Here is a 13,664-nt window from a genome sequence, read left to right as displayed (position 1 = left end):
GTGCTGCGCCGCCTCATCGCCAGGTTGATCGGCCCGGCGCCAGACGGCCCGCGTGAAGCGGTGCCGCCGCGCCCGCCGCAGTCTTCACCCGAGATCCAAGACGCGAGACCCATGCCCCTGCTGCCCCCCGCCCGAGACTGGGACGACGCCTTCGCCAACATGGCCCATGTGGCGAATTCGCACGAGCTGCCCGGCTTCTGGTCCGCGCGTGCGGCCGAGTACCGTGCCGCCATGCAGGCGGCCGGCCACCGGCTCGACCTCGACATCGCCTACGGCGCGCATCCGCGCGAGACCTACGACATCGTCTGGCCGCAAGGGACGCCGCGCGGTCTCGCCGTCTTCGTCCATGGCGGCTACTGGATGCGGCTCGACAAGTCCTACTGGACCGACTTTGCCGAAGGGGCGCGGGCGCGCGGCTGGGCCGTGTGCCTGCCGAGCTACACGCTGACCCCCGAGGCCCGCATCTCGCAGATCACCGGACAGATCGCCCGGGCGATCGCCCATGCGGCGGCGCGTGTCGACGGGCCGATCCGCCTGTCGGGCCACTCGGCCGGCGGCCATCTGGTCACCCGCATGGTCTGCGCCGACAGCCCGCTGGAGGCGGGCGTGCGCAACCGCATCGAGCACACGCTGTCGATCAGCGGCCTGCACGACCTGCGTCCGCTGCTGCACACGGCCATGAACGACACGCTGCATCTCGACCTTGCCGAGGCGCGGGCCGAAAGCGCCGCGCTCGCCGAGCCGGGGCTGGCCGCTCCCCTGACCTGCTGGGTGGGCGGCGGCGAGCGGCCCGAATTCATCCGCCAGGCGAAGCTGCTCGCCGACATCTGGGGCGGGCTGGACGTGCCGGCGCGCGCCCATGTGGACGGCGAGCACAATCATTTCACGGTGCTGGAGGCCCTGAAGGACCCGGCATCGCCGATCACCGACGCCTTTGTCGGCTCCCCGGCGGGAGCGGCTGGCGCGCGCAAGACAGAACGGAGAAAGACCGCGATGGAGCCCGGAATCGTCAAGTCCCGCGAGAGCCTGGACCAGATCCGCTGGAACATCCTGGGCCAGACCTACGTGCCCAAGCAGATGACCGAGGAGTGCTTTTCCTGGCATGCCTCGCTGCCGCCCGGCACCTTCGTGCCGCCGCATATCCACCCGGACCAGGACGAGTTCCTCTACATCCTGGAAGGGCGCTTCACCTTCCTGCTCGACGGGCAGGAGGTGATCGGCGAGCCGGGCGACCTCGTCAAGCTGCCGCGCGGCATCCCGCACGGGATCTTCAACAAGTCCGAAAGCACCATCAAGACGCTGTTCTGGGTGACGCCGACCCTGCAGCTCTACGACCTGTTCTGGGCGCTGCACAACATGGGCCCGGGCGCGGATCCGGCCGAGATCGTCGCGGTCTCCGCCGCCCATGCCATCGACTTCCTGCCGCCGGAAGACAGCGGGGCGGGACAATGACCGTCCTCATCGCGGGCGCAGGCATCGGCGGGCTCACCACCGCGTTGATGCTGCACGAGCGCGGCATCAAGGCCACGGTGGTGGAGCAGGCGCCGCAGGTGCGCGAGGTGGGCGTCGGCATCAACACGCTGCCGCATTCCATCGCCGAGCTGGCGGGGCTGGGACTGCTGGACCGGCTGGACGAGGTGGGCCTGAGGACCCGCGAGCTGCGCTACCTGACCCGCCAGGGCCAGGAAGTGTGGCGCGAGCTGCGCGGCCTGCATGCCGGCCACAAGTTCCCGCAATTCTCGATCCATCGCGGCCGGCTGCAGAAGGTGCTCTACGACGCGGCCGTGGAGCGGATGGGCAAGGATGCGGTGCTGACCGGCCTGCGGCTGTCCGGCTTCGTGCAGGACGAGGCCGGCGTCACGGTGCATTTTACCGATGCGGCCGAGGGCGTGACGTCGCGCACGCTGCGCGGCGAAGTGCTGATCTGCGCCGACGGCATCCACAGCATGGGGCGCAAGCGCTTCTACCCCGACGAGGGCCCGCCGAGCTGGGCCGGCGTCGTGATGTGGCGCGGGGCGGCCGAATGGCCGGTCTGGGAGGACGGCGAGACGATGGCGATCGCCGGCGGTCTCGGCGCCAAGCTGGTGCTCTACCCGATCGCCCCGGCGAAGGACGGCCGGCAGCTGATGAACTGGGTGGTCAATGTGCGCGTTGCCGACGGCTCGGTGTCGCCGCCGCCGCCCGAGAGCTGGTCGCGCCAGGCGCCGCTGTCGCGGGTGCTGCCCTATGCGCGGCGCTTCACGGTTCCCGGCTTCGACGTGGAGGCGCTGGTGCGCGCCAGCGGCACGATCTTCGAATATCCGATGGCGGACCGCGACCCGCTGCCGCGCTGGACCCATGGCCGGGTGACGCTGCTCGGCGATGCGGCGCATCCGATGTATCCGGTCGGCTCCAACGGGGCGGCGCAGGCGATCCTCGATGCACGGTGCCTGGCCGACCACATGGCGGCGGCCGAGCACCCGCGCGAGGCGCTGTACCGCTACGAGGAAGAGCGGCTGCCGAAGACGGCGGAGGTGGTGCGCACCAACCGGCGCGGCGGGCCGGAGCGGGTGATCGACGAGGTGGAGCGGCTGAGCCCGCGCCGCTTCGACAATATCGACCATGTGCTGTCTTACGAGGACCGCAAGGCAATCGTCGAAGGATATGCCAAGATGGCTGGCTTTGCGGCGCGCAGGGCGGGCTGAGGCACGAGACAGAACCGACAAGAAGACACAAGACAAGAAGAGACGACAGAAGAAGACCGGCGGACGGGAGGCCGGCAGGACGATACGGCAGGCAGGGGCGCTGGGTGCCTTGATGCCGCCAGAGGCAAATCGACCCCGGCAAAGGGGCGAGAAGAGGGGAATGACCATGACTTGCACGTGGACGCGTAAACTGACCGGCCTTGCCGCGGGCGTCGCGCTGGGCGCATTGATGAGCTCGGCGGCGCTGGCCGAAGACATCAAGATCGGCATGGTGGTGACGCTGTCGGGCCCGCCGGCCGCGCTCGGCCAGCAGATCGTCGACGGTTTCCAGCTGGCGCTGGAGCAGAACGGCGGGCAGCTCGGCGGCCAGTCGATCAGCCTGATCGTCGAGGACGACGAGCTGAAGCCGGACGTGGCGCTGCTCAAGGCACGCTCGCTGATCGAGCGCGAGCAGGTCGACTTCGTCGTCGGCACCGTGTTCTCGAACATGCTGCAGGCGATCTTCAAGCCGGTGGTCGAGGCCGAGACCTTCCTGATCAGCCCGAATGCCGGCCCCTCGACCTTCGCCGGGCGCAACTGCAACCCGTATTTCTTCGTCACCTCCTATCTGAACAACCAGCCGGCCGAAGTCAGCGGCATGATCGCGACGGAGGAGGGCTTCAAGAACGTCTTCGCCATGGTGCCGAACTACCAGGCCGGCAAGGACAATGTCGAGGGCTTCAAGCAGGGCTTCGACGGCACGCTGGCGGACGAGGTCTACACCCCGCTCGGCCATCAGGACTTCTCGGCCGAGATCGCCCGCATCTCCACCTCGGGCGCCGACGCGCTGTTCACCTTCATGCCGGGCGGCATGGGCGTGCGGCTGGTCAAGCAGTTCGACGCGGCCGGCCTTTCGGACAAGATGAAGTTCCTGTCGGTCTTCACCACGGACGAATCGACGCTGCCGGGCCAGCAGGACGCCGCTGTCGGCTTCCTGTCCGCCGGGTCCTGGGCGCCGGATCTCGACAACGAGACCAACAAGGCCTTCGTCGCCGCCTTCGAGGAGAAATACGGCTATGTGCCGGGTTCCTATGCCGCCCAGTCCTATGACGCAGCGCTGCTGATCGCCAGCGCGCTGGAGAAGACCGGCGGCAATACGGACGACAAGGAGGCCATGCGCAAGGCGCTGGAGGCGGCCGAATTCGCCTCGGTGCGCGGCAAGTTCTCCTTCAACACCAATCACTATCCGATCCAGGACTTCCACATGCTGACGGTGGTGAAGCGGGACGACGGCAAGTACGCCACGTCCTTCGTGCGCAAGGTCGTCTCGGACTACAAGGACAGCCTGGCCCAGGACTGCAAGATGTAAGCAGCTTCCGCCGGCCCTTCCGGCGGGGATGGCGACTGGCGCGCGCAAGCTGGCAGTCATCCGAATCTGAAGTTCGTCAAGTTTCACGGCATGCGCCGTACGAACTTCAGATTCGACAGGATGACTGGCAAGCATATGTTTCCAGTGTGGTTTTCGAATTTGACATACGCTCTGTGGGCGCTGCCTGACTGAGGCGTATGTCAAATTCACCACACTGGGGCTTGCGCGCGTTTTTTTTGGGGGGACCGCCGCCCGCGCAGCGCAGCGCAGTCTCAGTCCAAGACGACCGGGCAACGGACGAGGTGCCAGTCCCTCGACAGGTGTCGCTGATCGAGGGCGCGCTTCAACCGGTCGCTGATGAAGAAGTGCTTGTAGATCGACTTGTCCCACCAGATGTCCGGCCCGCGGAGCGCGCTTTCCGAGAAGAGCAGCAGCGGCGGCCGGGCGCGGACGATGCGCACAAGCCATCTCCCGTGCGACATCGCATCGATGCCCTCTTTGTCGGATCGCTCCTGCAGAAAGGCGTCCTTCCTGTTGCCCTGGCTGAGATAGAAGAACTCTCCCGGCATCAAGGTCTTGCGGTCCGGATGCCATAGGCGCACGGGATAGAGCGCGCCTTCGCCCATGTCGGAGCTCTGCACCACCTCGGCGCTTTCGCCCGCCAGGAAGATGAATCCGTTGGTAAAAATTTGCGGTACGCGTTCTTCGTGTGCCGACGGATAGCTGTTCGGGAGCGGATAATTGTCCGTGGGAAACCGGTCCTGCGGCAGGAACCAGCCAGCCTTGGTCAGCCGCATCGCTTCCAGGATCGGTTCCGGCGTTTTTCCGCCATTCTCGAATTCTTCGTGCGGTACCCAACCACGGGCGTTCACTATGCCGTGGCCCTGAACGAGCCAGATGCACGGCTCCCTTGGGTGTCCGCCGTCCGCGCCCAATAGGTCTCTCCCGCTTCCGTTGTCCGCAAGATTTCCCGTCTTCATATACGAGAGGGTATCGGTGCAACCAGCCGGAACTTTCCTGCAAGGGGTGCGCATCTTCCGGTGGCAAACTGCTTAGCCGGGTTGCGATGGCGGGCGGGCCGGGGCTAGGATGGGCCATCGACCGAGTGGCAACTAGGGATCCGGGCACATCGCCGCAGGACCGAGCGTTGCAGAAACCGGGGGAGTTCCCCGGCTGCACCCAAGGGACAAAAGCCCAGGGGAGGAGACGTCGAGATCAACCGCGCACCGCGCAAGGGGGTCTCAGTGACGCTTGCCTCTCTGCTTCTCGTCGTTCTCGCATCCTTCATCCATGCCACCTGGAATCTCCTGGCGAAACGGGCGGCCCATGCCGGCGCGGCCTTCGTCCTCGCCTACAACGTCGTCGCCTGCATCGCCTATGCGCCCTGGGTGATCTACCTGCTGATCGAGGGCGGCATCGCCTGGACGGCGATGGGCGTCGCCTTCATCGTGCTGAGCAGCCTGATCCATCTCGCCTATAGCCTCTGCCTGCAGCGCGGCTATCAGGTGGCCGACCTGTCGGTCGTCTATCCGGTGGCGCGCGGGACCGGGCCGATGCTCTCCAGCCTCGGGGCCTTCGTGCTGCTGGGCGAGGTGCCGACCGGCACCGGCGTCGTCGGGCTGGTGCTGGTGGTTTCCGGCATCCTGCTGATCTCGACGCAAGGAAAGATCGCCGCCTTCACCCGTCCCGGCGGCCAGGCGGGCCTGCGCTGGGGGACGGTCACCGGCGGTTTCATAGCCGGCTACACGGTGGTCGACGCGGTGGCGGTGAAATCGCTCGGCATCGCGCCGGTGGTGCTGGAATGGGTGTCGAACCTGTTGCGGTTCTTCATGCTGCTGCCCGTGGTGCTGGCGCGGCCGCGCCAGGCGATGGCGGCGATGCGCGGCCACTGGTGGACGGCGGTCGGGGTCGGGCTGCTGGCGCCGGCGTCCTATATCCTGGTGCTCGCGGCCCTGAGCGACGGCGCGCCGCTGAGCCTCGTCGCGCCCATGCGGGAGATGTCGATGATGGTCGGCGCCCTGATGGGCATGGTGATCCTGCGCGAAAGGGTCGGCCCGTGGCGGCTGGCCGGCTGCGCGGTGCTGATCGCGGGCGTGATCCTGCTTTCGGCCTCGTGAGGGGCCAAAAAAAGCACGGGCAGGGGCGAGAAACCTGTTGAGACCGGTAACGAAATCCGGACGGGTTGTGTATAGTGCGCGCTGCCACTCGAGGGGGCGGCAAGGATCGGACGAATGGACATATATCTTATCGCTCCGTTGCCGAATTTCGGCAGCGAAGCCCTCATTGCCGACAAGATTTTGAACATCGACGAGCGCTATGCCCTGATGGCATCGGCGGGGATCACCACCGTTGCCGCCCTGCTGGAGGGCGATTTCAACATCCGGCTGTGCGACGAGATGACCGAGGATGTCGATTTCGACGATCCGTCCGACGTCATCGCCATCAGCATGAACGTTGCCCAGGCCTCCCGTGGCATCGAGATCGCCCGACGGTTCCGCGCCATGGGGCGGCGGGTGATCATGGGCGGCCCGCATGTGTCGCTGGCGCCCGGCGATTTCGACGGCGAGGCGGACAGCCTGATCATCGGCGAGTTCGAGACCGTCGCGAGCGCGCTGAGCCGCGACTTGCTGGCCGACACCCTGCAGCCGCGATACCTGTGCGGCCAGGCCGATCTCGCAAGCGCGCCGGTGCCGCGCTGGGACCTCTACAACAACGACCGGGCGATCAGCGGCGTGATCCAGACCAGCCGCGGCTGCCCGTTCGAATGCAGCTTCTGCGACGTGATCCAGTATCTCGGCCGGGTGCAGCGGCACAAGCCGATCGAGAACGTGCTGGCCGAAGCGCAGGTGCTCTACGATCTCGGCTATCGCAGCATCAACCTGTCCGACGACAACTTCACCGTCCACCGCAAGAAATCCCGCGTCCTGCTGGAAGGGCTTGCCGGCTGGAACGGGCGCGAGGGCCGCGAGCCGGTCCAGTTCGCGACGCAGGCCTCGATCGACCTGTCGCGGGATGCGGAGTTGATCGAGCTGTGCAACCAGGCGGGGGTGCGCGACATCTTCGTCGGCATCGAGACCAGCAACGAAGAGGCGCTCAAGGAGGTCAAGAAGCGGCAGAACCTGCGGCGGGACCTCGTGACCGAGATCAGCCGGATCGTCGCCGGCGGGCTGACGGTCACCGGCGGCATGATGGTCGGCTTCGACCATGACGACCTGGGATGTTTCGAGCGCCAGTTCGAATTCGGCATGGCCCTGCCGGTGGTGAACCTGCGGGTGTCGGTGCTGGTCGCGCCGATCGCCACGCCGCTTTACGAGCAGATGGCGGCCGAAGGCCGGCTGTTCACCGACGGGACGGAAACGAGCTTTCCGGGCGGCGACCTGTGGACCAATATCGAGCCGCGGCAGATGACCCGCCGCCAGCTGGCCGAGGGCGCCATCTGGCTGGTCGAGGCGCTGCACGAGCCGGACAACGCGATCAGGCGTTTCGAGCATCTTGCCGCGATCCTCGGTCCGCCGCCGGAGCATCTGCGGGCGAGCGACCGGAAGGTGACGCCGGGCAAGGGCGCTTTCGGAATCTTCAAGCTTTTCCGGCAGGCGGCAAGCGACCCGCGGGCGCGCCGCGTCATCGACGCCGTCAACGAGCTGTCGCACCAGCGCCCCGAGATCGCGCGGGACCTGTCGTTCGCCCTCTCCATCTTTCTCAATTCCTTCACGTCGCTGCACCGGCTGTCGCAGCAGGGCAGCCGGCAGGTCCACCTGAGCCGCGAACAGCCCATCGCGCAACCGGCCTGACCGACGACCAGATCAAGCAACCCGATGACCAGGCGTGCGACCGAAACCAGCCTTCAGCGCGAGATCGCGGCAGCGCTCGAGCAGCGCCACGACGCGCCGCTGATCACCGTGCTGGGGCGCCGCGGCCGGCATCGCACGATGACCGGGGCGGAGCTGGGGGCGCGCGCTACGGAGATGCAGGCGCTCTGGGATCGATGCCTCGGCGAGGGGCCGCATGTGCTGATGGCGGCGCTGCCGGCCGGCGAGGAGTTCCTGATCGCGCTGGTGGCGACGCTGCTCGGCGGCGGCACGCTGGTGCCGGTCGCCCCGCCCCGCGCCGCCGACCCGCCGGGACGGCTGGCGCGCATGGCGCGGACCTGCGGCGCAAGAGCGGTGCTGTGCACCACCAACAGCCGCGGAGCCGTGGAGCAGCAGCTGATCGGCGAGGGCGAGGAACCGGCCTGTCCGGTGCTGGCCGTCGACGATCCTGAACCGGTGCCGGATGCGGCGTCCGGCGGGGCGGCGCCTTGCGCCTTTCCGATCATTCAGCACACGTCCGGCTCGACGCGCTTTCCCAAGGCGGTGCCGGTGACGGCCGACCAGATCCGCCACAATTGCGGGCTGATCCAGTCGCTCTGGGGCATGAACCGCGACAGTGTCATGGTCAACTGGCTGCCGCACTATCACGACATGGGGCTGATGGGCTGCATCGTCTATCCGCTGCTGTCGGGCGCGCATTCGGTGCAGATGAGCCCGTTCGACATGATCCGCCGGCCGGCCGTCTGGCTGGAGGCGGTCTCCGAGTGGCGCGGCACGATCAGCGGCGGGCCGACCTTCGCCTTTCTCGAATGCCTGAACCGGATCTCCGAGGAGGAGGCGCAAGGGCTCGACCTCGGCTCGTGGGAGAGGGCGTTCTGCGGCGCGGAGCCGGTGCCGAGCGGCCTGCTGGCAAGGTTCCACCAGCGCTTTGCGGCGAACGGGCTTGCGAGGGACGCGGTCTTCGCCTGCTACGGGATGGCGGAATGTACGCTGTTCGCGGCCGGCGAGGCGGGAGGCGCGGGGCAGGCTGCGGCGACACCCGAGGCGTGGGCCGGCTTCGAGGGCTGCCTTCTCTCCGCCGAGACGCGCAAACACATCCGGATCGCCGAGCCGGAGACCGGCCGGGCGCTGCCCGACGGGGCGACGGGCGAGATCTGGCTGAGCGGGCCCTCCGTCTGCGACCGGTATCTCGGCGCGGCGGACGACGAGGAGGCGGAGAGCTTCTTCGACGCGCCCGACGGAGTGCGCTGGCTGCGGACCGGCGATCTCGGCGGCATCGCGGGCGAGCACCTCTATATCGCCGGGCGGGCAAAGGATCTGATCATCGTCAACGGTCGCAATGTGGCGGCGGCGGAGGTCGAATGGCTGGCGGCGCGCGAACATGCCGATCTCAGCCCCTCGGCGGCGGCGGCGTTCGACGGCCTGCAGGCCGAGCCCGGCCATGCCGATCTCCTGATCGAGCTGCGGGCCGGATGCGCTCCGATCGCCGACCCGCATGCAGTTGCCGAGCGGATCCGCAAGGCGGTTGCCGCCGGCACCGGCGTCCGGCTCGGGCGCATCGCCTTCCTGCCGCGGGGCGCGCTGCCGCGCACCAGCAGCGGCAAGATCCGGCGGCAGCAGGCGGCGGGCGATCTGGCCCGCCTGCACGAACAGGCGCTCTGCCTCGACATGGCGCGGATGACGGAGGGCGCCGCGTGAGCCGCCACGTCTGGTCCGACCCCGACAGTTTCGTGAAGGTGCCGGCCATGGCGGCCGCGGTGCTGCGCAGCCTCGACCTGCCGCGCATCGACCGCTATCTCGACGAGATCGCCGGGCGCGGGGGCATCGACCTCGATGCATTGCGGCGCCTGTCGGCGAGCACGCTGGTGGCGATGAGCGGGCCGGCGCACCTGCAGACCCGCCGCCTGATCGCGCCGTTCTTCAGCCAGGCCGGGCTTGCGCCATGGCGGCCGCTGATCGAGGCGGCCTGCCGGGAGATATGCGAGGACCTGGCAAGTGCCAGCGATCCCGATCTCGTGCGGCATGCGGCGGTGCCGCTGTTCCTGAAGATCATGCCGAAGATCCTCGGCCTCGATATGCCGCAGACGCGGGAGCATTTCGAGGCGGCCGAGACCGCGCAGCGCCTGACGGAGCCGTATCTGTCGCTGCCGACGCTTAGGGCGCTGAACGAGGCGGCGCGGCTGCTGGTGGCAACGTGTCCCGCGGTCGGAGAGGGCGACGGCGGGGAGGACGAGGGGCCGGAAACCCTGCTGGCCTGTCTGCGCCGCCGCAAGGACGAGCTGCCGGAGTTTCTGGAGCCGGAGTATTTCGTCGCCGGCCTGCTGGTCGGCTCGAACTCGGCGACGCAGTCGCTGGCCTTCGCGCTCTACGGATTGCTGAGCGGGCCGGCGCAGCTGTGGGCCGATGCCGGCGCGCCCGGATGGGGCGCGCGGCAGACGCAGGAGATCCTCGGGCTCTACCAGTCGACCCGCACGCTGGTGCGCGTCGCCAGCGAGGCGACCGAAGTCGCCGGCTGCCCCTATCACCAGGGCCAGTCCGCCGTCGTCGACATCGTGGCGGCCAATGCCTGCCTGCGCGCCGGCGAGGGCACGCGCCACGCCCACATGAGCTTCGGCAGCGGTGCGCATCGCTGCCCCGGGGTGTTTCTCAGCGAGATCCTGGTCGAGACGGCCATCCCGATGCTGGCGCGCGCGCTGCCCGATCTGGTGCTGAAAACCGACGAATGCCGCTTCGTGGTCACGCCGATGATGCAGGCCCCGACCGCCCTGCCGTGCTACATCGACAAGCGCTCCCGGCGGGCGAGCGCGCGCCTGTGGGACATCCGCGACATGGCCAGCGCCCACCGGATCCTGCGGGACAACGAGGCCTTCTCGCCGCCGCCGATGGAAAGCCACCTGGCGCTGCTGTCGCAGGCGAGCGGCGAAGACCTGGACGAGGCGACGCGGATCGCGCGCAACGCGCTGTTCTTCATGGACGGGCCGCGGCACGAGGTGCTGAAGCAGGCCTTGATGCGCTTCCTCGGCACCGCGCAGCTGGCGCGCTGGCAGGGCGTCGTCGATGCCGCGCTGGACGCGACGCTGGGGACGCTCGCGGCGATGGAGGCGCCGGACCTGGTCTCGGGCTATTCCGATCCGCTGCGCAAGCGCACGATGATGCGCATCCTCGGCATCTCCAGCCGCGATCCGGAAAGGTTCGACGCCCTCGCGCCGCATCTGCAGGACGTGCTGGAGCCCTGGCTGTCGATGCGGAACCTGCGGCGCGTTCAGGCGGTGTTTGCCGAGGCGCTGTCGCTGATGGAGGTGCCCGTCGCCTCCGACGGTCCGCCGTCGTTGCTCGAGATCCTGGCGACCGAGGCGCCGGAGGGGTTCGACGAGGCAGATCTCAAGGCGGTGGTGCTGGTGCTCTACGGCGCCAGCTTCAATCTCTCGCACACGCTGTCGAACGCCCTGCTGGCGATCCTCTCGCGCCCGGCGGAGGAGCAGGCGGCGGCGCGCGATCCGGCGTGGGCCGAGGCCAATATCGACGAGCTGGTCGCGCGTTGCAGCGGCCCGAAATTCATCTATCGCCTCGCCCGCACCGGCGTTTCGCTCGGCGGGATGGCGATGAAGGCCGGGGATACGGCGCGGCTGAACATCCGCGTGCTGAACCGGCAGGCCCCCGGCGGCAACGGGCATGTCTCGTTCGGCAAGGGGTTGCATCGCTGCGTCGGCGCGGCCCTTTCGGTGATGGTCCTCAAGCGCGCCATCCCCGCTCTCTTCCAACGCTTTCCCGACATGGCGCTGGTCACCAAGGCGCATCGCCACCATGCCATGTCGGAAACCGTCGCCCTCAGCACACTTCCGTGCAGGTTCAGCAAGACAGAGTTCCATGATGAGTGACATCGACGAGTCCCAGTTTTTCTCCTTTCTCCGCGACAGGGTCGCGCAGCGCACCAAGACGGAAGCGGACGCCATCGGCATGGACATGTCGCTCGCGGATCTGGGGCTCCAGTCGATCGATGCGGTGCTGGTCTGCGGCGAGGTGGAGGATCGCTTCGGCGTCGAGGTCGATCCGGCCGATATCTTCGAGCACGACACGCTCGGCGAGTTTGCCCGTGCGATACTGAAGCGCGCGGGCGCCTGATGGCGCTGTTCCACCTCGGGCTGTCGACCTCCGGGCACGATCCGGCGCTGGCGATCGTCGATGCCGACGGCAAGCTCGTCTTCGCCGAGGCGACGGAACGTTTCCTGCAGGACAAGCGCGCCTGGGGCATTGCCCCCGATCATGTGCCGCATCTGGAAGCCGCATTGAAACAGGTCGGGTTCGACTTCGGCTCCGACAGCCTGGCGGTGGCGACCTCGTGGAAGAAGATCAAGGCGGAGCTGCCGGTCGAGCTGATGGGCGAGTTGCTGCCCGTCACCGATGCCCGCTGGCTGCGGGAACTGCATGCGGGCATCAACACCCATGCCGGCGCCTCGCTGCTGCGGCTCGGCATCGTGCAGCAGATGCCCGAGGTGCGGCGCTACGACCACCATCTGTGCCACGCGGCGACGGCCTGCGCCTTCGCCCCCGTCGACACCGCCTCCTGCCTGATCGTCGACGGCGAGGGGGAGGCGGGGGCCGTTTCGATGTTCGATCTTCGCGGCCGGGAGCTCCAGCGCCGCTGGCGCTCGTGGGGGCCGGGGAGCCTCGGCACGCTCTATGCCTGGCTGACGCAGCTCTGCGGCTTCGACTGGCGGCTCGGCGAAGAGTGGAAAGTGATGGGGCTCGCCGCCTACGGGACGGCCCGGCCCGAGATCCGCGATGCTCTGGTCGCGCTGCTGGAGGTGGACGAGGGACGGTTGCGCTTTGCCGACAAGGAGCGGCTCGCCGATCTCGTCGCCCGCATCCGGCAGTTCGCCCGCCCGGCGGATGCGCCGTTGATGAGCGCGGCGGACCTTGCCGCCAGCGGACAGGCGGCCTACGCGGCCCTTGCCGACCGGATCCTGTCGGGGATCGCCGACGGGTCGGAGGGAAACCTCGTCCTCGGCGGCGGATGCGCGCTGAACTCCTCCTACAACGGCACGATCGCCGGGCGCATGCCGTTCGACCGGCTGTTCGTGCCGCCGGCCCCGGCGGACGACGGCAACGCCGTCGGCGCGGCGCTGCTGAGCTGGATGGAGACCGCGAAGACAAGCCGCGTGCCGGCGCTGCCGGCAACGCCCTATCTCGGATCGGTAGCGGGCAAGGACGCCCTCGCGAGGCTGGAGAATCTCTCCGGCATTGCCCGGGTGAGCGATGTTTCCGCGAACAGCGAGGACCGGGTTGCCGCGCTGCTGGCCGAGGGCAAGATCGTTGGCGTGATGCGCGGGCGGGCCGAGTTCGGTCCGCGCGCCCTCGGCAACCGTTCGATCCTGGCGGATCCGCGCCCGGCCGACATGAAGGACCGCATCAACCGGCTGGTGAAGGGCCGCGAGCCCTATCGCCCCTTCGCGCCGGTGCTGTGCGAGGAGGATGTCGCGGACTGGTTCGAGCGTGCCCAGCCTTCGCCGTATATGTCGATCACGCTGCACTGGCGCGAGGCGATGGCCCGGCAGGTGCCGGCGGTGGTGCATGCGGACGGCACCGGCCGCCTGCAGACGGTCTCTTCCTCGAGCGCGCCGTGGATGCACACGCTGGTGCGGCGCTTCGGCGAGCGGACCGGCGTTCCCGTCGTCCTCAACACGAGCTTCAACATCATGGGCAAGCCCATCGTCCATTCGGTCGAGGATGCGCTGGCGGTGTTCATGACCTCGGGGCTCGACGCGGTGCTGATCGAGGACCTGCTCATCGAGAAGACCGCGGCGAGCTGAGCTGCGATAGCCA

General features: G+C 68.4%; 10 protein-coding genes and 1 pseudogene. 10 read left to right on the top strand and 1 reads right to left on the bottom strand.

What is annotated here, in order from left to right:
• Nucleotides 1-111 precede the first annotated feature (111 nt).
• The 4 genes and pseudogenes from BBX35_RS23150 to BBX35_RS20700 form a co-directional block, all read left to right on the top strand.
• Nucleotides 112-942 (top strand): annotated as a pseudogene (locus tag BBX35_RS23150) (alpha/beta hydrolase); the annotation flags it as partial.
• Between the two features lie 51 nt (nt 943-993).
• The gene (locus BBX35_RS23145) at nt 994-1,452 is read left to right on the top strand and encodes a cupin domain-containing protein (RefSeq protein ID WP_083202380.1); all 459 of its coding nucleotides are present in this window, start codon (nt 994-996) and stop codon (nt 1,450-1,452) included.
• The gene (locus tag BBX35_RS20705; RefSeq protein ID WP_067224230.1) at nt 1,449-2,684 is read left to right on the top strand and encodes a flavin-dependent oxidoreductase; all 1,236 of its coding nucleotides are present in this window, start codon (nt 1,449-1,451) and stop codon (nt 2,682-2,684) included. The genes BBX35_RS23145 and BBX35_RS20705 overlap by 4 nt, the downstream gene beginning before the upstream one ends.
• A 160-nt stretch (nt 2,685-2,844) precedes the next feature.
• Nucleotides 2,845-4,032 (top strand): ABC transporter substrate-binding protein, encoded by a 1,188-nt coding sequence (locus tag BBX35_RS20700; RefSeq protein WP_244271684.1) that lies wholly within the window; start codon nt 2,845-2,847, stop codon nt 4,030-4,032.
• Nucleotides 4,033-4,304: 272 nt separating this feature from the next.
• On the opposite strand, the gene BBX35_RS20695 is transcribed toward BBX35_RS20700, so the two are convergent.
• Complete coding sequence (locus BBX35_RS20695) at nt 4,305-4,967, bottom strand: hypothetical protein (protein ID WP_141687901.1); 663 nt, start codon at nt 4,965-4,967, stop codon at nt 4,305-4,307.
• 309 nt (nt 4,968-5,276) lie between these two features.
• On the opposite strand from BBX35_RS20695, the gene BBX35_RS20690 reads away from it, so the two are divergent.
• From BBX35_RS20690 to BBX35_RS20665, 6 genes are all read left to right on the top strand, one after another.
• Entirely contained in the window at nt 5,277-6,149 is an 873-nt protein-coding gene (locus tag BBX35_RS20690; protein ID WP_067224228.1) for an EamA family transporter, read from the top strand.
• Nucleotides 6,150-6,263: 114 nt separating this feature from the next.
• Nucleotides 6,264-7,823, top strand: a complete 1,560-nt coding sequence (locus BBX35_RS20685) for a B12-binding domain-containing radical SAM protein (protein ID WP_067224227.1) — start codon at nt 6,264-6,266, stop codon at nt 7,821-7,823.
• 24 nt (nt 7,824-7,847) lie between these two features.
• A complete protein-coding gene (locus BBX35_RS20680) occupies nt 7,848-9,539 on the top strand; it encodes an AMP-binding protein (RefSeq protein WP_067224226.1) in 1,692 nt (563 codons plus the stop codon).
• Nucleotides 9,536-11,719, top strand: coding sequence for a cytochrome P450 (locus tag BBX35_RS20675; RefSeq protein WP_067224224.1), 2,184 nt, complete (start codon nt 9,536-9,538; stop codon nt 11,717-11,719). The genes BBX35_RS20680 and BBX35_RS20675 overlap by 4 nt, the downstream gene beginning before the upstream one ends.
• Nucleotides 11,712-11,963: an acyl carrier protein gene (locus BBX35_RS20670; RefSeq protein WP_171901502.1), complete on the top strand. Its 252-nt coding sequence runs from the start codon at nt 11,712-11,714 to the stop codon at nt 11,961-11,963. The genes BBX35_RS20675 and BBX35_RS20670 overlap by 8 nt, the downstream gene beginning before the upstream one ends.
• Entirely contained in the window at nt 11,963-13,651 is a 1,689-nt protein-coding gene (locus tag BBX35_RS20665) for a carbamoyltransferase family protein (protein WP_067224222.1), read from the top strand. Before BBX35_RS20670 ends, BBX35_RS20665 begins: the two co-directional genes overlap by 1 nt.
• The last annotated feature ends 13 nt before the right edge of the window (nt 13,652-13,664 follow it).

Origin of the sequence: Stappia indica, assembly GCF_001696535.1 — a bacterium.
Lineage (GTDB): Bacteria > Pseudomonadota > Alphaproteobacteria > Rhizobiales > Stappiaceae > Stappia > Stappia indica.
Note: the sequence above shows the minus strand (reverse complement) of the source record. Positions and strands in the feature narration are given on the sequence as shown.